The 20,947-nt window shown below is 46.7% G+C and carries 17 protein-coding genes; 12 read left to right on the forward strand and 5 right to left on the reverse strand.

Translation table 11 applies throughout. From position 1 onward, the window contains the following. Window positions 1-337: 337 nt before the first annotated feature. The gene (locus tag QUB64_RS29375; RefSeq protein ID WP_333277607.1) at window positions 338-1,552 is read left to right on the forward strand and encodes an IS110 family transposase; all 1,215 of its coding nucleotides are present in this window, start codon (window positions 338-340) and stop codon (window positions 1,550-1,552) included. Window positions 1,553-1,866: 314 nt separating this feature from the next. Continuing rightward, the gene (locus QUB64_RS29380) at window positions 1,867-2,784 is read left to right on the forward strand and encodes a serine/threonine-protein kinase (RefSeq protein WP_333277605.1); all 918 of its coding nucleotides are present in this window, start codon (window positions 1,867-1,869) and stop codon (window positions 2,782-2,784) included. A gap of 53 nt (window positions 2,785-2,837) precedes the next feature. Here the strand turns inward: QUB64_RS29380 and QUB64_RS29385 are convergent, their stop codons facing one another. Then, entirely contained in the window at window positions 2,838-3,464 is a 627-nt protein-coding gene (locus tag QUB64_RS29385; RefSeq protein ID WP_333277603.1) for a J domain-containing protein, read from the reverse strand. A gap of 247 nt (window positions 3,465-3,711) precedes the next feature. Next, window positions 3,712-4,305, reverse strand: coding sequence for an ATP-dependent Clp protease proteolytic subunit (locus QUB64_RS29390; protein WP_333277601.1), 594 nt, complete (start codon window positions 4,303-4,305; stop codon window positions 3,712-3,714). 19 nt (window positions 4,306-4,324) lie between these two features. Between QUB64_RS29390 and QUB64_RS29395 the strand changes: the two genes are divergently transcribed. Continuing rightward, complete coding sequence (locus QUB64_RS29395; RefSeq protein WP_333277599.1) at window positions 4,325-4,531, forward strand: hypothetical protein; 207 nt, start codon at window positions 4,325-4,327, stop codon at window positions 4,529-4,531. Window positions 4,532-4,659: 128 nt separating this feature from the next. On the opposite strand, the gene QUB64_RS29400 is transcribed toward QUB64_RS29395, so the two are convergent. After that, a complete protein-coding gene (locus QUB64_RS29400; protein WP_333277597.1) occupies window positions 4,660-5,319 on the reverse strand; it encodes an ATP-dependent Clp protease proteolytic subunit in 660 nt (219 codons plus the stop codon). Window positions 5,320-5,391: 72 nt separating this feature from the next. On the opposite strand from QUB64_RS29400, the gene QUB64_RS29405 reads away from it, so the two are divergent. The 5 genes from QUB64_RS29405 (at window position 5,392) to QUB64_RS29425 (ending at window position 9,775) form a co-directional block, all read left to right on the forward strand. Beyond that, window positions 5,392-6,627: a vWA domain-containing protein gene (locus QUB64_RS29405; RefSeq protein ID WP_333277595.1), complete on the forward strand. Its 1,236-nt coding sequence runs from the start codon at window positions 5,392-5,394 to the stop codon at window positions 6,625-6,627. A gap of 142 nt (window positions 6,628-6,769) precedes the next feature. Continuing rightward, entirely contained in the window at window positions 6,770-7,336 is a 567-nt protein-coding gene (locus tag QUB64_RS29410; RefSeq protein WP_333277593.1) for a Uma2 family endonuclease, read from the forward strand. A 4-nt stretch (window positions 7,337-7,340) separates the two neighbouring features. Then, window positions 7,341-7,817, forward strand: coding sequence for a tetratricopeptide repeat protein (locus tag QUB64_RS29415; protein WP_333277590.1), 477 nt, complete (start codon window positions 7,341-7,343; stop codon window positions 7,815-7,817). A 53-nt stretch (window positions 7,818-7,870) separates the two neighbouring features. Then, window positions 7,871-8,443, forward strand: a complete 573-nt coding sequence (locus tag QUB64_RS29420) for a Uma2 family endonuclease (protein ID WP_333277588.1) — start codon at window positions 7,871-7,873, stop codon at window positions 8,441-8,443. 84 nt (window positions 8,444-8,527) lie between these two features. Then, entirely contained in the window at window positions 8,528-9,775 is a 1,248-nt protein-coding gene (locus QUB64_RS29425; protein ID WP_333277586.1) for a homoserine kinase, read from the forward strand. A gap of 364 nt (window positions 9,776-10,139) precedes the next feature. On the opposite strand, the gene QUB64_RS29430 is transcribed toward QUB64_RS29425, so the two are convergent. After that, on the reverse strand, window positions 10,140-11,528 hold the full coding sequence (locus QUB64_RS29430) for a serine/threonine protein kinase (RefSeq protein ID WP_333277584.1): 1,389 nt from the start codon (window positions 11,526-11,528) through the stop codon (window positions 10,140-10,142). Between the two features lie 29 nt (window positions 11,529-11,557). Then, window positions 11,558-14,332, reverse strand: coding sequence for an ankyrin repeat domain-containing protein (locus QUB64_RS29435; RefSeq protein WP_333277583.1), 2,775 nt, complete (start codon window positions 14,330-14,332; stop codon window positions 11,558-11,560). A gap of 815 nt (window positions 14,333-15,147) precedes the next feature. Between QUB64_RS29435 and fbp the strand changes: the two genes are divergently transcribed. The 4 genes from fbp to zwf all read left to right on the forward strand — a co-directional run bounded on the left by fbp (window position 15,148) and on the right by zwf (window position 20,592). Next, window positions 15,148-16,221: a class 1 fructose-bisphosphatase gene (fbp, locus tag QUB64_RS29440; protein WP_333277580.1), complete on the forward strand. Its 1,074-nt coding sequence runs from the start codon at window positions 15,148-15,150 to the stop codon at window positions 16,219-16,221. Between the two features lie 188 nt (window positions 16,222-16,409). Next, a complete protein-coding gene (gene tal, locus QUB64_RS29445; protein WP_333277578.1) occupies window positions 16,410-17,555 on the forward strand; it encodes a transaldolase in 1,146 nt (381 codons plus the stop codon). 673 nt (window positions 17,556-18,228) lie between these two features. Continuing rightward, window positions 18,229-19,062 (forward strand): hypothetical protein, encoded by an 834-nt coding sequence (locus QUB64_RS29450; RefSeq protein WP_333277576.1) that lies wholly within the window; start codon window positions 18,229-18,231, stop codon window positions 19,060-19,062. Continuing rightward, window positions 19,063-20,592, forward strand: a complete 1,530-nt coding sequence (gene zwf / locus QUB64_RS29455) for a glucose-6-phosphate dehydrogenase (RefSeq protein WP_333277574.1) — start codon at window positions 19,063-19,065, stop codon at window positions 20,590-20,592. Window positions 20,593-20,947: the final 355 nt, after the last annotated feature.

Here is a 20,947-nt window from a genome sequence, read left to right on the forward strand (position 1 = left end):
CGGTTTCAGCATTATTTCTTGGAACCACAAAAAGGGGTGCAAGCGATAACCGCCTGATGATGGTCGCGTGACTCGGCAATCGAAACTCCCTCTTCAAACGGGGAGTCGCGGATTGAGTCCAAATCAATACGCCAATTTAACGGGTTGCGGCTTAGGGCTTTAAAAACGAATCAAGCTGTAATGGCTTTTTGACATTCATAAGCTCGGCCGCTACCTAATTAATTGTTAATATCTCGCGCACTTTGAAGCTTTAAGAGTGAATTAGGCTCATGCGGCCTTTGGGTGATTCATAAGCTGTTGCTGCGAGGTTTGGAAAACTGTCACCTGTAGAAATTAAATGCAAATTATTGGCCTTGACATTAGCAAGTCCTCAGTTTCTTGCTGCTTAATATCGGAAAAGATTCTTGATTCTCGGCAATTTTATTACAATTACAATTTCTCTAAGTTTGCCGCCACAGTTGCTGGAGTCTCTCAATTACTGGCACTAATCGGTAATACAGCAGACACGATCGCCGTGATGGAGCCCACGGGGGTAAACTATCAAATTTTGTGGGGAACTCAACTTGCCAGGGCCGGCGTAGAAGTGAGGCTTGTGGGTCACAAAGAACTGCGATCGTTTCGGGAACACCATCTCGCCTTGCCCGACAAAGATGATGACGCCGACGCTCTGGCACTGGCAATTTATGGCTGGGATTACTTGGAATCTCCCCGGCGGTTTGTACAAAGTCGATCGCACACAATTGTAGAAATTCGCCGCTTGGCACTTCGGCTCGCTCACCTAAACCGCGTTCAATCGCCGATTATCAACCGCGCTCGCCAGGATTTAGCCTGGCAGTTTCCAGAGGCGGCTTTCGTGCGATCGCTCCGGTCTGGGGAAAAGGTACCGCTGCTGTGGGGCTGGCTTTGCGGTCAGCGGCAGTCTGTTAAGTATGATTTGATGCTGGAGCGGTCGATCGGGTTAGGAATCACCCACGAACTTCGCCGCCATGCCGCCAGAATTTGCGATATCCAGCTTGAGGAAATGGCAATCGAATTCGAGCTTTCTAAATTAGTTGGTGAGCCGCAGTTTTTACCCTACCGCAAGGTTTTTGCCCGATTTGGTTTCGGTCGCAGGGTTGAGGCACTGCTGCTTTCTCAAATTTACCCATTTGAAAATTATCTCGATGCCGACGGCAAGCCAGATATCAAAATCCGCAAAGGCAGGCGATCGGGCAAACCGACAAAGCGGCATTTATCGTTGCGGCGATTTTGTAAAGCCCTTGGGTACGCGCCAACACAAGAAAGTAGCGGTGACTTGCACAAATCAAAAATTGCGGGTGGGTCGGACTTGTGCCGGAAAGCTTTATGGCAGTGGATTTTTACTAGGATTGAACCTCAGCGCTGCCGGCTGGCTAACGACATTGGCGATCGACTAGGAGAAATTTTGGATACCGAAAAAGCTAGCGGTCGTCCAGTCAAGCTGGTGCGATCGCGCGTGGCGGCCAAAGCTGTCAAATTGTTGTTTAAAGAATTAGTTCGAGAGTTGAGTTCGGTTATAGAATTGCTAGAGTGAATGTCAGGAAAAATAACATCATCGAGGTTGCTGGCTCATATCCAGCCCCCTCAACCAACAATGGGGGGTAGCTCAATAGGTAGAGCGCGATGCGATTAATCTGAAATCCTTGACTTAAATGTGATAGCGTGTGCAAATGGGCGGTAAATAAAAACCCAGTAGTAAGGTCAGAACTACTGGGTTTTATGCTAATTTATCGCTCGTATCATGTCCGGTCTAATTACCATAATAAAAACGTTCGTAGTGTGGACTTTAGTCCGCATGATTTTGCGGACTAAAGTCCACACTACGAACCTGCGAAAATCGAAACTGGTATGAGTTACTGCATAAATCCTCAGTGCGAACAACGCGAAAACCCTGCTGCTGCTCAAAATTGTCAGGCTTGCGGCACGGCTTTGTTAATTGCCGATCGCTACCGCATCCTTAAATCAGTGCGATCGCCCAATCCCGCACGCCCCACAGACATCTTGGAAGTTGAAGATTTGGGAACCGGGGACAACGAATGGGGAACACTCAAAGTCTTAAAAGTCTTGAAACACAGCCACAATCCCGATTTACTTCGTTTGTTCCAGCAAGCAGCGCGGGCCTTGATTTGGCTAGCGGGAAAGGCCAAAGTTCCCCAAGTCGAACCCGACGGTTATTTCCAAATCAAACTCCCCAATAACTCTCAGAAATTGTCTTGTTTGGTGATGGAAAAAATCGACGGCGAAAACTTGACCGAATTTCTCACTAAAAACCAGCACGTTTCTCAAACCCTAGCGATCGATTGGCTGCAACAAATGCTCCATATTTTGCAGCAGATCCACAAATATCATCTCGTACATCGGGATATTAAGCCATCCAACCTGATGCTTACCGCCGATGGTAAATTGCGATTAATTGACTTCGGCTGCGCCACAGAAGCAGGCACGGATACCGCACCCATCGGTACTGCTGGATACTCGGCGCCGGAACAAATCGCAGGGAAACCAGAAGTGCGATCGGACTTTTTTGCCCTGGGGCGTACTTTTGTACATTTATTGACAGGCCTACCGCCGATCGACTTTCCCGTAAATCCCACAACTGGTAAGATTAATTGGAGGAACCAAGCTTTAGATGTTGACCAGTCATTCGTAGAGGCGATCGACTCATTGATGGAACCACTACCCGAAAACCGACCGGCAAACACCCAAGTTATGTTAGAAAAACTCAAAAATATACAGCTTTTGATGACCTCCAGAGAACCCAACTAAATAATTCCAAATCCTCAATGCCCAATGCCCAATTCCCAATGCCCAATTCCCAATTAATAAATCTCTTCCAACCTGCGAAAATCCCGCTCAACTTCCGCCCACAAAGCCCGATTGTGAGGATCGGTTTTCACCGCCTTTTTCAAATAAATTCTCGCCTTATCAACCTGTTTTTGGGCGATTAAATGCCGTCCCCAGCGCTGATAGGCGATCGCCTGCCATTGTCGCACTTCCCGATCTTCGGGCACGCGCTGGGCTAAACCCTCAATTAGGGCGATCGCCCGTGGAAACCTTTGATATTTCAACAACTGTTGCAGTTCAAAATAGGCATCTTGTTTTAACTTTTCTTCCGCCGCCGACAGATCCTGCTTATCTTCAGTGGGTTGCTGTTTCCGAGTCACTTTAACAGCCTGCGGTTGAGATTTCACCGCCTCCGCTGGGGGTGTGGGAGTCGGCGGTACAGTGGAATTGACAGCTTTCGAGTCCCCAACATCCGCCGGCGCAATATTCACCAGAAACTTATAAGCCTCAGTAATAGCAATAAACTTATTCTTAGCCTGTTCGTTTCCCGGATTGACATCGGGGTGATACTGTCTGGCTAACTTTCGGTAAGAGGCCTTAACTTGCGATAAACTCGCACCAGACCTGAGTCCTAACTGTCGGTAATAATCTGCAATATCCATCTAGCATGAATGAGCGTTGATAGTACCATTAAATATGGCAGAATCCTTAAATGCAAAGATTCTGCCAAAATTTACTGTGAACTAGGTTGTAGCCCGAGGGTTGCCCGCACTACTGAAGCGGAAAAATAACTAACCGTCATCACAGGGAATTTAAGCCCCCACCTTTAGGTGGATTGTTTTTAGGCTGGGGATTTAAGCCCCTGCCTAAAAACTTCACTGTCAACTGTCCCAGGTCAACTGTCAACTGTTAAGGACGATCTTCGACCACTCTGTCGATCAAGCCGTATTCCTTGGCTTCCTCGGCGGACATGAAATAGTCGCGATCCATGTCTTTCTCGATTTTCTCGATCGGCTTCCCGGTATTTTTAGCATAGATACCGTTGAGTTGGTGGCGCAGGCGCAGAATCTCCTTCGCCTCAATCTGAATATCCGTTGCTTGTCCCCGCGTCCCCCCAGAAGGCTGGTGAATCATGATCCGCGAGTGAGGCAAAGCCAACCGTTTGCCCTTCGTACCGGCAGCCAGCAGGAAAGAACCCATCGAAGCAGCCAAGCCCACACAAATCGTCACCACGTCCGATTTAATGTGTTGCATGGTATCAAAAATAGCCATGCCTGCCGACACCATCCCGCCTGGGGAATTGATGTACAAAATAATATCCTTACCCGAATCTTCCGAATCGAGATAGAGCATCACAGCGATGATTTGATTGGCAATTTCATCGTCAATGTCCCTGCCCAAGAAAATAATCCGTTCCCGGTAGAGGCGATCGTAGATATTAATCCACTGAGTATCATAACCACCCGGCATTTTGTAGGGAACTTTTGGCACACCTATAGGCATAATTCGGAACTCCGTTTAGTTGTTAATTGGCGATCGGGGATTGGGAATTGGGAATTGGGCATTGGGCATTGGGCATTGGGCATTGGGCATCTTGCCCGCTCGCGAAGTCGAAGGGTGGGCATTGGGCATTGGGCATTGGGCATTGGGCATTGGGCATTGGGCATTGGGCATTGGGCATCGGGCATCGGAAATTGCTAATTGGGCATCGGTAATTGGGAATTGTTAGTCATAAAAAGACTATTGAATAACTAATCAGAGTAGAAACTCTTAGCTATTAACCCTTAATTACTACTAATCATCCCTATTCCCCATTCCCCATTCCCCATTCCCGATTCCCCATTCCCAATTCCCAAATTAGATAGCTGCCGCAGGAAGGGCTTTCGGCAATTCTTCCGAACTTTCCAGAACGCGATCGATCAAACCGTATTCTTTCGCTTCATGAGGCGTCATGTACAGCAACCGATCCATATCTTTAGCAATTTTGTCGATCGGTTGGCCTGTACAGCTTGCCAAAATATCGAGCATTGTCGCCTTATTTGCCAGCACTTCCTTAGCCCGAATTTGAATGTCGCTGGCTTGACCTCGCGTGTAAGCCTTGGGTTGGTGCAATACAATCGAAGCGTGGGGCAAACTCGCCCGAAAGCCCTTTGTACCAGCCGCTAACAGCATCGCAGCCATGCCCATTGCCGAACCGAGGCAAATAGTCTGCACGGGCGGCTTAATGTACCTGATCGTGTCGCAGATAGCGAAGGCTTCAGTTTCAAAGCCGACGGGTTCCCCGCTGTAACCAGAAGTGCCGGTTGAGTTGATGTAGATTTTGATCGGCTTATCCGGATCTTCGTACTGCAAGAACAACAGTTCAGCGATAATCAGTTCTGTTACCGCAGGTACCAGAGGCATACCGAGATAAACGATCCGCTCCTTCAGCAACAGGGATGGCAAATCGGGAGGCGGCGTCCGAGAGTTGCCTTCCCCGTAGTATTGCGATTGCACAGCTTTAATTGGTGTGTTCATAAACCGAAATGTTGCCTGAACTGATGGAGCTATTCTTATAAGAAATAGTAACGCAATCTTTAGGTATCCCGCATGAAAGTTAATTTGCTCCCGGTGTTAAACGACCCCAACCTTGACGCTGCCGCGCCCTCAACCCAGCGCCAGCTAGCGATTTCAGTGTCGGCGACGGCAAGTGCGATCGACTCCAGCGTACCCTTAAACCTGTGCCTGATTCTCGACCACAGCGGCTCGATGGGCGGACGACCCCTCGAAACCGTCAAACAAGCCGCCGGACGCTTGCTGGACAGGTTGAAGCCCGGGGATCGCTTTTGTGCGGTGGCTTTTGACCACAAAGCCAAAGTCCTCGTCCCCAATCAAGTTGTCGGAGATCCCGCTAGCATCAAACGGCAAATCGAGCAATTGCGCCCTGCCGGCGGCACATCTATTGATGAGGGGATTAAGTTAGGTATTGAAGAGTTGGGGAAAGGCAAAAAAGAAGCTATATCTCAGGCGTTTTTGCTGACTGACGGCGAAAACGAACACGGTGACAACAACCGCTGTTTGAAGTTGGCGAAACTGGCGGCTGAGTACAACATGACTTTAAATTCTCTGGGATTTGGAGATAACTGGAACCAGGATATTTTGGAAAAGATTGCTGATGCGGGCGGCGGTGCTCTGGCTCACATTCAGCGGCCGGAAGATGCGGTTGATGAGTTTGGCAAGCTGTTTACTCGCATCCAAGGTGTAGGTTTGACTAATGCTTATTTGCTATTTTCGCTAATGCCAAAAGTGCGGTTAGCCGAACTCAAACCGATCGCCCAAGTTGCACCAGACACGATCGAATTACCGGTGCAGCAGGATGGCGATCGCTTTATGGTACGTTTGGGAGATTTAATGAAGGATGTAGAGCGAGTAGTTTTGGCTAATATTTATATTGGACAGTTGCCGGAAGGTACGCAGGCGATCGGGCAATTACAAATTCGCTACGACGATCCGACTGTTGGTGCAGGCTTGCTTTCCGATCCTGTGGCAATTTCTACTAATGTTCTGAAAGTTTATCAGCCTGCACTTAACCCGATGGTACAGCAACACATTTTAGCTTTGGCTAAGTACCGCCAAACTCAACTCGCAGAAACTAGGTTACAACAGGGCGATCGCGCTGGTGCAGCTACGATGCTGCAAACAGCGGCTAAAACTGCTCTGCAAATGGGCGATAAAAGTGCCGCAACTGTGCTGCAAAGCTCTGCTACTCGCTTGCAGTCTGGTGCAGAATTGACGGAAGCCGATCGCAAGAAAACTCGAATTGCTTCTAAAACAGTTCTTAAGTAGTGTGATGTGCAGTTAATTGCGATCGGCAGCATGGTTCGTAGTAAGGACTTTAGTCCTAATTGACTAAAAGTCACAGAGAGGACTGAAGTCCTTACTACGAACCGGTTTATAATGTTTGTATCACCTATCATAGAGTGCTTGTATGAGCCAGACAATATCTGATAAATTACGCTGGACTACCGCCGATTTAGAACTATTGCCCGATAACGGCGATCGTTACGAAATTATTGATGGAGAGTTATTTGTGACTAGAGCACCGCATTGGGGTCATCAACGGGCTATAGGCAACCTCTACCAAGAACTTAATACTTGGTCGCGACAGACTAATTTAGGACAAGCAGGAATCAATCCGGGTCTTATTTTCACAGATGCCGACAATGTAATTCCCGATCTAGTTTGGGCCAGTAATGAACGCTTGGCTATCTTGCTAGACGAAGCCGGTCATTTAACCGGCGCACCTGAGTTAGTTGTTGAAGTATTATCGGCTGGTACCGACAATGAAAGACGGGATAGAGATTTGAAACTCAGACTCTATTCAGTGCGGGGGGTACAGGAATACTGGATTGTGCATTGGCGGTTGCAGCAAATTGAGGTTTATCGGAGGGAACAAGCAAGTTTAAGGCTAGTGGCTACGCTGTTGAGGAATGATGAATTGACATCGCCTTTGTTACCTAGTTTTAGTTGCTCTGTCGCTCGGATTTTTGCTTAGATTTATGAAACTATTTTACAGAGCGATCGCCCTTTGCGGATTTGTTACCGTTTTGGGCGGCATATCCCCAGCCATTTCTATTCAACCCTCACCAATACTCATCGTTCAAAATTCGGCTGAAGACTTATTTAACAGCGGTTTAGCCAAGTCAGAGGCTGGAGACATCCCAGGGGCGATCGCCGATTACACCGCAGCCATTGCCATTAACCCCAACTACGCCAAAGCTTACAACAAACGCGGCATCATTCACGGACGCTATCTCAAAGACTATCCAGCAGCCAAAGCAGACTTCGATCGCGCGATCGAAATTAACCCGAAGTATGCCGATGCTTACTACAACCGCGCCAAAGTCCGCTATTTATTAGAAGACAAACCTGGTGCAATTGCTGACTATCAAAAAGCCGCCGAATTTTATCAAAAAGATGGCAAGACAGAAGATTATCAAGATGCCATGAAACACCTGCACAGACTGCTACTATAAATGTTTTGTGAAAACATGGTATAATATCAGCAAAACTTAGAAATTTTTAGATCGTGACATTAAGTAAAGCCTACAACAACTACGTATCCCCAGAAGACTATTTAAAAGGCGAAGAAATTAGCCCGATCAAACACGAATACCGACAAGGAGAAATCTACGCAATGGCTGGAGCAAGCGATGCCCATGAGATAATTGCTGGCAACTTATTTGCGATGCTAAGAAACCACATTAGGGGTACAGGATGTCGCATTTACATAGGAAATATGAAAGCCCGAATTGAAGAGGCAGATGTATTTTACTATCCCGACATCATGGTTACTTGCGATGAAAGAGATAGAAGCCTTCAATACTTCAAACGCTACCCCCGCTTAATCGTAGAAGTTTTATCTCCCACAACAGCAGCATTCGATCGCGGAAATAAATTTGCCGACTACCGCACCATCGAAACTTTACAAGAATACGTAGTTATCAATCAAGAAAGCATCGGCGTAGAATGTTATCGCCGCAACTCAGAGGGCCGTTGGGAACTTTATCCTTACGGTGTTGGCGCAGAAGTTCGCTTCGATAGCGCAGATTTTGAATGCCCGATCGCCTCAATTTACGAAGATGTTTTAGAAATCGGTTAAAATAGTCGCACAAACACCAAAAAATCATCTGCGTTCATCAGCGTCCATCAGCGGTTGAACACTCCAAATTCACCCCGTCAAAAAATGCCTGCAACCTCCACCGTCACCGTCACCGTACCCGCCACAACCGCCAACCTCGGCCCCGGATTCGACTGCATCGGCGCCGCTTTAAGCCTCTACAATCATTTCCAATTCTCCCTAATAGAACCCTCCGCCACAGAGAAACTAAAAATTACCGTTACCGGCAAAGAAGCAGCCAAAGTCAAGACAGACGACAGCAATCTCGCTTACCAAGCTTTTGTCAAGTTATACGAATACCTCCGCCAACCGCCGCCTCCAGTCACAATACACATAGATATGCAGGTACCGCTGGCGAGGGGTTTGGGAAGTTCCGCTACAGCTATTGTCGGCGGGTTGGTGGCGGCGAATTGTTTAGCCGGTAAGCCTTTGAGTCAGGTGGAAGTGATGCAGTTGGCGATCGAACTTGAAGGACATCCCGACAACGTTGTCCCCGCTTTATTGGGGGGTTGTCGCCTCGCTGCTAGTAAAGCACCCCCCCAACCCCCCCTTACTAAGGGGGGGCTAAGAGAAGAATTCCCCCTCCGTGAAGCGGGGCTAACAGAACAATCACCCTTAGATAAAGCACCCCCCCAACCCCCCCTTGCTAAGGGGGGGCTAAGAGAAGAATTACCCCTCCGTGAAGCGGGGCTAAGAGAACAATCACCCTTAGATAAAGCACCCCCCCAACCCCCCCTTGCTAAGGGGGGGCTAAGAGAAGAATTCCCCCTCCGTGAAGCGGAGCTAAGAGAACAATCACCCTTAGATGCGGAAATTCTACCATCACCCCCCCTTAGCAAGGGGGGGCAGGGGGGGGGTTCTTGGGAGATTTGCGATATTCCCTGGCATTCTAGTATTGTGCCGGTGGTGGCTATTCCCGATTTTGAACTTTCTACCGCCGAAGCGCGCAAAGTTTTACCAGCAGACTACAGCAAGGCTGACGCGATTTTCAATGCCGCCCACGTTGGTTTGCTGGTGCGGGCTTTGGAAACTGGTAATGACAACTGGCTGCGCGCCGCCCTGCAAGATAAAATTCACCAGCCTTACCGCCAATCTTTGATTCAGGGATATGAAGCTGTGCAACAAGCTGCTGTGGCTGCTGGCGCTTGCGGTACGGTAATTAGCGGTGCGGGGCCGACGATTTTGGCTCTGACAAATGCAGCATCTGCTCCGGCTGTTGAGCGAGCAATGGCTGCTGCTTGGATGGAATTTGGGGTGAAGGCTGATGTGCGGGCGATCGACCCCGACACTCAAGGAGCACAAGTCTCGGCTTAATTATTGGTAAGGTGCGTACCCAAAATGGCAATTGTGCAATCTTTCAGTAAGTATTCCAATTTTCCAAATTCATGCAACATTATCCGTAGGCTGCGGATCGACAATCCTCAACAAAATAGGTGTAGGGTGTGTCGCCTGCGAAAAATCCCTATCTACTTATCGACAATTGACCGAGCGACGCACCTGACCACAATGGTACGATCGACCAAACACAACATTTATTGTGTAGCAATCTTTTTTCACGCATGGTATAACAACGAAGTATCTCGGAAAAAACCCGCTTTCTGAACCCACTCGATCGTAACGACAATAGCAGATGGCTGCCATGTCGAATTCGATCGAACCACCTTCAGTATCGAATGATTTACTTTAGTTTACTTAAACAATTATTCAATTCCCCTACCAACCATTCTTTCTCAGCTTCTGGCAAAAACAAGCCAAAACAATAGTTACGCGACTTGGTGCGAATCCGGCAAAAAGTAATCGATTTTTTGAGCAAGGGCAGATGAATTCCGCTCAACTTTACCCGCCGCTGGATATCTTGAGGACTGATTTGAATTTGTCTACTCAATAAACAATAAGAAATCAAACACAAGCACCTCAAAGCATAAAATACGATAAATATTATTACAGCTTGGAGTGATACAAATACAAATAGCTGAAAGAATTTACCTAGCCAGTCGGCTACAGTGTATTTAAACACGCTAAATGTCGAGTTTGGCGGTACGGCTATGAGACTTAGTATTAAGTGGAAAAGTTGAAGGAGCCAAAAGCTGGGAAGTAAAACTTTACAAGTCCTATCGATAAACTGCAAAAATCCTTTGAGTTTGCTAGGTAAATGAGCGGGGTATATATTGATGAATAACCACCGTTTAGCGTCAATTAAAGTAATTCGGGATTGGGGCGATCGCTTAAACATTTTTTCGGGATTAATCCCGCTTGGCTGTTCCCCTCGCAATGCTGATAAAGCATCTTTTGCTGAGTGAAATCGCTCTTCAATTGCGGGTTCAACTATCTTCTCTAACCAGTCGGCAAACTCTGTAGAAATAGAAACGCTATTGCGGAATTTTACCTTCAGCTTGTGTCTGGGTAAATCAGATGGAAATTTCTGGGTTAACAAGAAAATCAGCGTTGTTCCTAATCCATACAAATCTGTTGATAACACAGCTTTTCCTCTGAATTGTTCTGGTGCCATGTAACCGTAGGTTCCGACAACGGTACTGCCTCCAGTAACAGTATGATGGTAAGTATTTTGAACTGCACCAAAATCAACTAGGAAGACTCGCCCATTTTTTTGGATAATAATATTTTGAGGTTTAATATCTCGGTGGATCGCAGCAGGTAACAGCGATTGCAGATAAGCTAGAATTTCTAGCAATTGATAGGCGATATGACGAACTTGCGATTCATTTGGTTTCCAGCCATTTTCTATCAACTGTGCGAGAGATTTTCCCGGTGCGAGTTGTTGGGCGATATAAAAACAACGATCTTGGTCAGTATCAACTTGAAAGTAGTCAATGTAGCGAGGAATTCCCGGATGATTCAATCCCGATAAAGTTTTTGCTTCTCGTTCAAATAACTCGATTTTCTTCCATTCAGTTGTCAGACGCAGGGATAAAGCTTTGAGTGCAACTTTCTGATTGCTATTTAAATCTACAGCAGCATAGGTGATTCCAACTCCACCCTCTCCTAATTTGCCGATAATGCGATATCTTTCATCAATGATTTTTTCCGATCGTTGTAGTGTTTCCATATTTTTATGCGTTGGTTGATTTTGGATAATTAGTCTGTTGCGCCGCGAGATTTGAGTATTTTGGCTGCTACTTCTCCGTCGGGGTTAGAGTTTGTTTCTGCTATCTTTAGCGGCGTCTTGCCATCGCAGTTTCTAGCGTTGATTGTTGCACCTTTAGCAATCAGCAATCTTAAGATTTCTACAGTGCCATAATGCGCGGCTTTGTGCAGTGGAGTTGTGTCACAATGGTCTCTATTATTAACATCTGCACCGTTTTTAATTAGCAGTGCAGCAATATCATTGTGTCCGATCGCGATCGCTCGATCCAATGGAGTTTGACCAGCGTCATTTCTAGCGTTAACCCTTGCACCTTTAGCAATTAGCAGTTCAGCGATATCTTGAGATCCTCGATCGACAGCAAGATGCAGGGGGGTTCTTCTGTGATTATCCTGGATATTAATTTCTGCACCTTTAGCAATCAGCAATTTTAAGATTTCTACACTGCCATAATGTGCGGCTTTGTGCAGTGGAGTTGTGTCAGATCCATCTATGTTATTGACATCTGCACCGTTGTTAATTAGCAGTGCAGCAATATCATTGTGTCCGATCGCGATCGCTCGATACAATGGAGTTTGACCATTCTTATTTCTAGCGTTAACCCTTGCGCCATTAGCAATTAGCAGTTCAGCGATATCTTGAGTTCCTTGAGCAACAGCAAGATGCAGTGGAGTTTCAATCAAGATATCATCTTTGGCATTAACGAATGCACCTTTGGCAATGAGTTGTTTGGCTACATCCTTAAGTTTGAAACTCACAGCGATATGCAGTAAAGTGCTGCCATATTTGTCTTCACTATTAACATCTGGGTTTTTACTAATCAGCAGCGCCACTGTATCGCGAAGGCTCATTTCTACCGCGATATTCCGTGGAGTTTTTCTGTGATTATCCTGGATATTAATTTCTGCACCAGGCTCTAACGTCGGCAGTTGATTGATATTCTGCATATTCTTGAAGACAGCAATATCTAGAGGAGTCCATCCAGAATTATTTTTAACATTGACTTGCGCCCCATTAGCAATTAAAAAAGATACCATTTCTGGGCGATTATCTTGAACAGCTAGGTATAACGGAGTATTTCCCGATTGGTCCCTAGCATCGATATTCAGCATTAGCAAAGCAGCAACCTCTTTTGTGGTTGCATAGTGCAGTGGAGTTCTTTTTTCACTATCCCTGATCGCCACATTTGCACCGTCTTTAATTAGCTGTTGTACCAACTCCTTAAAACCTATTTTTGCTGCGTTATGTAATAAGGCCGTACTCTTGCCATTTCGGGCATTGTCTTCTTTGATGTTAATTTTTGCGCCCGCAGCAAGTAGTATTTGTGCGATCGCCTTCGATTGCGCCGTATGTAGAGGAGTTATGCCATGTTTGTTTTTAGCATTGACATTCGCACCTTTAGCAATCAGCAACTTGGCCATTTCAGGCGATCGCGCAAAGAACAGAGGAGTAGTACCCCTAGGAGAGAAATGTAAAAACATTTTCGATTTAAAACTCCAGAAAGGAGTCCACCTATCAAAATGAGGGTCACTCTGGGCGTTAATATCTGCACCTTTAGCAATTAGCGTCTGTGCTACTTCTATGCGATCGAATGCAGCAGCAAAGTGTAACGGAGTAAAATCAAGTACATCCCGAGCTTTGATATCTGCACCCTCGGCAATTAACAATTCTGCCACCTCTTTTGAGCCAGCCAAGTGTAGTAAATTCTGGTTATTTACCCTGGTATTAGCACTAATACCAAGATCCAGATAATGCCTAACAGTTTCAGTATCTCCCTGTTCGACAGCCTGGACAACTGCTTCGGGGGTAAATCCAATCCGGTTGAGGAGGGGATATTTAAAATGATTTAAAACAGCAACAGTAGCAACAGCAGCAATTCCTATTGTGATGCGTTTTTTCCATTGCGTTACTGGATCGGATTTAACGCTAACTATTCGAGGATTGCGAAGCGATTCAAGCGCTTCATTTGCCGATTGAAAGCGGTTTTCTAAATCTGGCGCTGTCATTTTTTCTAACCAATCGGCAAATGCTGAAGAAATCTGAATTTGAGAGCAAAAATCTTTCTTTAGTATATTTGTTGGTAATTCGGCGGGGGAACGGTGGGTTAGTAAATACAACAATGTCGCTCCTAAACCATATAAATCTGTTGCTGGTACGGCTTGTCCGAGACATTGTTCTGGAGCCATATAACCATAGGTTCCAACTACGGTACTGCCTCGCATTAAAGTATTGTAATACGTGTTTTGCACAGCTCCAAAATCTACTAAGCAGACTGCCCAGTCTTTTTCTTTGTCGGGATTGATGGGCGATTTTAAAACAATATTTGCTGGTTTAATATCCCGGTGGATAACAGGTGGTGTCTGTGAATGGAGATAAACTAAAATCTCCAAAATTTGTGTGGCAATGCGTTGAATTTCGGGTTCGCGAGCGTGCCAGCCATTTTCGACTAAACTTGCTAGAGATTGCCCTTGGGCCAGTTCTTGTACTATATAAAAACAACGGTTATCGGGAGTATCGACATAAAAATAATCCAAATAACGCGGAATTCCCGGATGATTCAATTTTGATAAGACATTGGCTTCTCGTTCAAATAGTTCCAGGACTTTCCAGTCATTCATCTTCTGTAAAGACAAAGATTTGAGGGCGACTCGCTGGTGTGTTTTTAGGTCAAGGGCTTCATAAGTTGTGCTACTACCGCCTTCTCCGAGTAGATTTTTAATTTGATAGTCTTTGACTAATTTATGGGGAATTTGTTGAACAATATCCATAGCGTTCTCCTGGGTTGATGAGTGCCAACAAACATTTTTTATTTGGGTTTTCACAACCCAAATTTTGAGAAAATATTCAATAAAAATTGAGCGTTTGAGTAAATTTCAAACAATTCAATAGAAAAGTCAATGAATGACTATGTATATTTGCTTAAATTTCAATGACCGTATTCCTACGGATAGCTTACCCAGAATTTTAGAGTGTCATATCACCTTTAGCAAAAATTTGCGCTTGACAGATTTTGCCGTAGTAAGTAGGTAGGCGCAAATAAACTAAGGTATGTAACAGAATGTAAAGGTACCCGAAACCTTGCGATTGCTTTCATAAAAGATCGCTTACGCTAACATTTCACTGCGTTTCACTCGCTCGGGACATATTTATAGCCTTTCTCGTAAAGGTGAGGTATGTCCGGCATAGGGCATAGGGCATAGGGCATAGGGCATAGGGCTATCCTCATGTTTTTGAGAACCGCTATATGTATTTTTCCACTCATCTACTTATCTCGAATCGCAAACAGGGCGATCGCTTTTTTGCAAGCGCATACTTTCTCCCTCTCGGCGCTCTCGGCCCTCTCGGCCCTCTGCGGTAAATAAAAAATTAGTAATTTGGAATACAATTTCGGACTCAACACTCGATCGCACTCCTCAATTTTCGATGGGGATCTAAAGTTACCCTAAAGTTCGACCCCCTTTTGCGAAAGCCTTCCTAAGATAGAAGATAGGGACGATCGACCTAACAGCCGATCGAGGGGCACACACCAAGCACCTGAAAATCCCTAACTAGCGAGCCGCAAGACAGGGAGAACATCAATATCATGGTAAACGCGCCAACAGGGGAAACCCGTCTGGGCCCGACCGAGCAGGTACAAGCCTTAGACCGCGATTGCACGACTCTTTCCCGTCACGTACTCCAGCAACTCCACAGCTTTAGTGCAGATGCTCAGGATCTCAGCGCTCTGATGAATCGTATCGGGCTGGCTGCTAAGCTGATCGCGCGACGCCTCAGCAGGGCCGGCTTAATGGAAGATGCTTTAGGGTTTACAGGGGCTGTGAACGTGCAGGGAGAATCCGTCAAAAAGATGGATATCTATGCTAATGAAGTGTTTATCTCGGTATTCCAACAAAGCGGACTTGTCTGCCGTTTGGCTTCCGAGGAAATGGAAAAACCCTACTATATTCCCGAAAACTGTCCGATCGGACGCTACAGTCTGCTCTACGACCCTATAGACGGTTCATCCAATCTCGACATCAATCTCAATGTCGGCTCCATCTTCAGCATCCGCAAGCAAGAGGGAGACGATGCAGACGGTTCTGCTTCCGACTTGCTGCAACACGGACACAAACAAATCGCCGCCGGCTACGTGCTGTACGGCCCGAGTACCATGCTGGTTTATTCGATCGGGCAGGGCGTTCATTCCTTTACCCTCGACCCCAGTTTGGGCGAGTTTATTCTAGCAACCGAAAACATTAAGGTTCCCTCGCGCGGCCCGATTTACAGCGTTAATGAAGGCAACTTCTGGCAGTGGGAGGAATCTTTGAGGGACTACATTCGCTACGTCCACCGCAGCGAAGGATACGCCGCTCGGTACGGCGGGGCTTTGGTGGGGGATTTCCACCGGATTTTATTTCAGGGAGGCGTGTTTTTGTACCCCGGAACTGTGAAAAAACCCGAGGGCAAATTGCGCTTGCTCTACGAATCGGCTCCTCTGGCGTTTTTGATGGAGCAAGCCGGTGGGCGCGCTAGTACCGGCATTCAAGACATTTTAGATGTAGTGCCGACCAAACTGCACGAGCGATCGCCCTTAATTATCGGCAGCAAAGAAAATGTAGCGATGGTTGAGTCTTTTATTCAAGATCGCGCTCGCAATTCTCGCACACTCCAAGAGTGAAGGAAGTTCGGCAACGGATTTTTTAACGGATGTAACGGATGAATGGATGAAAGTTCGGCAACGGATTTTTTAACGGATGTAACGGATGTAACGGATGGATTGAAGGAACAATGTTTTAATTACCAATTCCCAATTGCCAATTGCCAATTATCAATTATCAAATTGTAGGAGCGACAGTAATGACGGAAATGACAACGAATCATCTGTTAGAAATTAAAGAAATTGGCCAAAGTATTTGGATGGACAATTTGACTCGCAATCTGATCGAGTCCGGCGAACTCAAACAGATGATTGAAAGTCGGGGACTGCGGGGGATCACATCTAATCCGGCGATTTTCGAGAAGGCGATCGCGGGTAATGTCATTTACGATGCGGATATCGAAGCGGGTATCCGGGCTGGTAAATCTGTGATGGAGATTTATGAATCTCTGGTATTTGCAGATATCCGCAACGCTTGCGACATCTTTGCTCCGGTGTACGCAGAGTCGAAGGGTTTGGACGGTTACATCAGCATCGAAGTGCCACCGACAATCGCCAACGATACCGAAAGCACGATTAGCGAAGCCTTGCGCTATTATCAGGCGATCGGCAAACCAAATGTGATGATTAAGATTCCGGGCACTGCTCAAGGTTTGCCCGCAGTCGAGCGAGTCATCAGCGAAGGGATTAACGTTAACGTGACTTTGCTGTTCTCGGTTGACAGCTACGTCGAAACCTTCTGGGCTTACATTCGCGGTTTGGAAGCGCGGGCGGCTAAAGGTTTGGATGTCAGCAACATCGCTTCTGTTGCCAGTTTCTTCTTGAGCCGGATCGATATCAATATCGACGGCAAGATTGACGAGAAACTCAAAGGCGTTACAGATATTTCCACCAAAGCCAAACTGGAAGCGGTGAAGGGGAAAATTGCGATCGCCAATGCCAAGGTAGCTTACCAGAAGTATAAAGAGATCGTCGCGAGCGATCGCTGGCAAGCCCTAGCAGCCAAAGGAGCAAAAGTGCAGCGCTTGCTGTGGGCTTCCACCAGCACCAAAAACCCCAACTACAGCGATGTGATGTATGTGGATGAACTAATCGGCCCCGACACAGTTAACACTTTGCCGCCGAATACCGTGGAAGCTTGTTTCGATCACTGCGATGTCGCGCCCCGGATTGAGAATAACGTTGCAGAAGCTTACAGCCTGATCGAAAGTCTCAAAGATCCCGACATCGACATCAACTTGGACGAAGTGATGGCAGACTTGCTCCTGGACGGGATCGAGAAATTCGTCAGCCCCTTCCAATCCCTGATGGATTCCTTGGAAGAGAAAGTGCAGAAGCTCTCACCAGTTGCCTAGAGACATATCTGTATCCTTAAAGGCAGAAGCATTTGGGGTCGGAATCGATAATTGTTTTGACCCCTGTGTGTTAAGGTTTCCATCCCGAATCTCAAAAAATGACACCAATTGGTGTCAAAAAGCTTAGAGAGGAAAATCAACTACAATTTTGACCCCTGTGTGTTAAGGTTTCCATCCCGAATCTCAAAAAATGACACCAATTGGTGTCAAAAAGCTTAGAGAGGAAAATCAACTACAATTTTGACCCCTGTGTGTTAAGGCTTCCATCCCGAATCTCAAAAAATGACACCAATTGGTGTCAAAAAGCCTAGAGAGGAAAATCAACTACAATTTTGACCCCTGTGTGTTAAGGTTTCCATCCCGAATCTCAAAAAATGACACCAATTGGTGTCAAAAAGCTTAGAGAGGAAAATCAACTACAATTTTGACCCCTGTGTGTTAAGGCTTCCATCCCGAATCTCAAAAAATGACACCAATTGGTGTCAAAAAGCCTAGAGAGGAAAATCAACTACAATCTTGACCCCTGTGTGTTGAGGCTTCCATCCCGAATCTCAAAAAATGACACCAATTGGTGTCAAAAAGCCTAGAGATAAAAATCCAGCCCTTCTTCTAGGAAGATTTCTGCCAGAAGCTTTAACTCGAATCCTCCATCTCCTACCAATGAGGAAGTGCTATGCAGACTACCAATACCCTACAAAATAGCGAATATGCCACCGCCCAACTTGATGTCAGTGAACGAGCAAGGCTTCAAGAACTGGAATCCATTGTAGAACATGGACTTCAGACATTTTATGAAGTTGGCAAAGCCCTTGATGAAATTCGGGAACAGAAACTCTACAGGGAAACTCATAAAAGTTTTGAGACTTATTGTCGCGATAAATGGGGCATAGCAAGACAGACGGCTAATCGATTTATTGCAGCAGCGCAGGTTATCGAAAATTTGACACCAATTGGTGTCAAAATTCCTACAAAGGAAAATCAAGTCCGTCCTCTGGCAGGACTTTCGCCAGAGCTACAACTGGAAATTTGGCAAGAGGCTCTGGAGTTATCGCCTAACGGGATGCCTACTGGCGCAGCAGTTCAGCGTTTGGTGGAACAGCGATTTCCATCTCTAGGAAGCGATCGAACTCCCAAGGATACTGATTCAGAATTGGAAAAGTTGCGATCGGACAACCAGCGCCTGAGACAGCAAATCCGAGAGCAAAACAGAGAAAGGGATCGGCGTGCTGCTGCGGTAGCGCTGGAATTGGAGCAGTTGAGGGCGGAAAATCGGCAGCTAAAAGCTGAATTGCGACAACGCGATAAAGATTGGGAAGTTCGGCTTGCTGCTGAAAGGGTTAAAATCCGGGCGGAAGTTATAGCGGAACTCAGAGAGGAAATCCGGGCGGAAGTCAAAGCGGAGTATGAAGGACAGATTAACTCTCTCACCCAGCAACTAGCAGAAATGACGGCGAACTACCACGCGGTATTGGCAAGATTAACAGCACTAGAAGCAAAAGGAAAATAAATGGTAACGATACTGGAAAATCCACTGCGGGTAGGTTTGCGAAAAGAACGGATGCCGGAACCGCAAATTCTGGTGATATTCGGAGCTTCGGGAGACCTCACCCAGCGCAAACTGGTACCAGCAATTTATCAGATGAGGCGCGATCGACGTTTGCCACCGGAAGTTACAGTGGTAGGTGTGGCGCGCCGTCCTTGGAGTCACGATTACTTCCGGGAGCAAATGCGGGAAGGTATCGAAGAATTTGGGGGCGGTATTGGTAATGAGGAATTGTGGCAAGATTTCGCTAAAGGTTTGTACTACTGTCCGGGCGACATTGACAACCCCGAAAGCTATCAAAAACTCAAAGCTTTCTTAAGCGAACTCGATGAAGAAAGGAGAACTCGCGGCAACCACATCTTTTATCTCTCCGTTTCTCCGAACTTTTTCCCAGAAGCAATTAGGCAACTGGGCGGGGCCGGGCTGCTGGCAGATCCAGTCAAACACCGCTTGGTAATTGAAAAACCCTTCGGCCGCGATTTGAGTTCGGCAAAAGCTCTCAACCGTGTAGTGCAGCAAGTTTGCCAAGAACAGCAAGTTTACCGGATCGACCATTATTTGGGTAAAGAAACTGTTCAGAATTTAATGGTGTTCCGGTTTGCTAATGCGATTTTTGAACCACTGTGGAACCGACAATTTGTCGATCACGTACAAATTACCGTAGCAGAAACTGTGGGAGTAGAAGACCGGGCCGGTTACTACGAATCCTCTGGGGCGTTGCGGGATATGCTGCAAAACCACTTGATGCAGATTTTCTGTCTGACGGCGATGGAACCGCCAAACTCCCTCGATGCTGACAGCATCCGCACGGAAAAGATGAAAGTTCTGCAAGCAACTCGCTTGGCAGATTTGAATAACTTGGAGTTCTCCGCGATTCGCGGTCAATATTCCGCAGGATGGATGAAAGGCAAACCCGTGCCGGGTTATCACGAAGAACCGGGGGTTGCTCCCAACTCGACAACGCCGACTTTTGTGGCGATGAAGTTTCTGATTGACAACTGGCGCTGGCAGGGAGTGCCTTTTTACCTGCGTACCGGTAAGCGGTTGCCGAAAAAAGTTAGCGAAATTGCGATTCAGTTTCGAGAAGTGCCGCTGTTAATTTTTCAGTCGGCGGCCCAACAAACTACTCCTAACGTTTTGACGATGCGCGTGCATCCCAACGAAGGGATTTCGCTGAGATTTGAGGCAAAAATGCCTGGGCCGGATTTGCGGACGCGGACGGTGGATATGGATTTTAGTTACGGTGCTTCGTTTGGGGTGACATCTTCGGATGCTTACGATCGCCTGTTGATTGATTGTATGCTGGGCGACCAAACTTTGTTTACCCGTTCTGATGAAGTAGAAGAAGCTTGGCGGGTGGTAACTCCGGCGCTGATGGCTTGGGAATCTTCCAACGAACAGGATCTGGTTCCTAAATATGAAGCAGGTACTTGGGAACCCTCGGAAGCAGAATTAATGATTAACAGAGACGGGCGCAAGTGGCGAAGGCTTTAAGACGAAGAGTCAGTAGTCAGTGGGCAGTGGGCAGTGGGCAGTGGGCAGTGGGCAGTGGGCAGTGGGCAGTAGGCAGTAGGCAGTGGGCAGTGGGCAGTAGGCAGTAGGCAGTGGGCAGTGGGCAGTGGGCAGTAGGCAGTAGGCAGTGGGTAGTGGGCAGTAGTGATGAGTCATTAATAAAGCACAGACTAATGACTGATAACAATTCATTCCGTTTGACCTCGCTTTCCTACCAACCGTCAACTATCAACTGTCAACTACCAACTATCAACCGTCAACTACCAACTATCAACTACCAACTATCAACTACCAACTGACAATTATCAACTACCAACTGCCAACTGCCAACTGACAA

The sequence above is a fragment of the Microcoleus sp. Aus8_D2 genome (genome assembly GCF_036702665.1).
Taxonomy (GTDB): Bacteria; Cyanobacteriota; Cyanobacteriia; order Cyanobacteriales; family Microcoleaceae; genus Microcoleus.

Coding starts and splice junctions, on each gene's coding strand:
- QUB64_RS29375 (WP_333277607.1), top strand. CDS start 338: ATGCAAATTATTGGCCTTGACATTAGCAAGTCCTCAGTTTCTTGCTGC.
- QUB64_RS29380 (WP_333277605.1), top strand. CDS start 1,867: ATGAGTTACTGCATAAATCCTCAGTGCGAACAACGCGAAAACCCTGCT.
- QUB64_RS29385 (WP_333277603.1), bottom strand. CDS start 3,464: ATGGATATTGCAGATTATTACCGACAGTTAGGACTCAGGTCTGGTGCG.
- QUB64_RS29390 (WP_333277601.1), bottom strand. CDS start 4,305: ATGCCTATAGGTGTGCCAAAAGTTCCCTACAAAATGCCGGGTGGTTAT.
- QUB64_RS29400 (WP_333277597.1), bottom strand. CDS start 5,319: ATGAACACACCAATTAAAGCTGTGCAATCGCAATACTACGGGGAAGGC.
- QUB64_RS29405 (WP_333277595.1), top strand. CDS start 5,392: ATGAAAGTTAATTTGCTCCCGGTGTTAAACGACCCCAACCTTGACGCT.
- QUB64_RS29410 (WP_333277593.1), top strand. CDS start 6,770: ATGAGCCAGACAATATCTGATAAATTACGCTGGACTACCGCCGATTTA.
- QUB64_RS29415 (WP_333277590.1), top strand. CDS start 7,341: ATGAAACTATTTTACAGAGCGATCGCCCTTTGCGGATTTGTTACCGTT.
- QUB64_RS29425 (WP_333277586.1), top strand. CDS start 8,528: ATGCCTGCAACCTCCACCGTCACCGTCACCGTACCCGCCACAACCGCC.
- QUB64_RS29430 (WP_333277584.1), bottom strand. CDS start 11,528: ATGGAAACACTACAACGATCGGAAAAAATCATTGATGAAAGATATCGC.
- QUB64_RS29435 (WP_333277583.1), bottom strand. CDS start 14,332: ATGGATATTGTTCAACAAATTCCCCATAAATTAGTCAAAGACTATCAA.
- fbp (WP_333277580.1), top strand. CDS start 15,148: ATGGTAAACGCGCCAACAGGGGAAACCCGTCTGGGCCCGACCGAGCAG.
- tal (WP_333277578.1), top strand. CDS start 16,410: ATGACAACGAATCATCTGTTAGAAATTAAAGAAATTGGCCAAAGTATT.
- QUB64_RS29450 (WP_333277576.1), top strand. CDS start 18,229: ATGCAGACTACCAATACCCTACAAAATAGCGAATATGCCACCGCCCAA.
- zwf (WP_333277574.1), top strand. CDS start 19,063: ATGGTAACGATACTGGAAAATCCACTGCGGGTAGGTTTGCGAAAAGAA.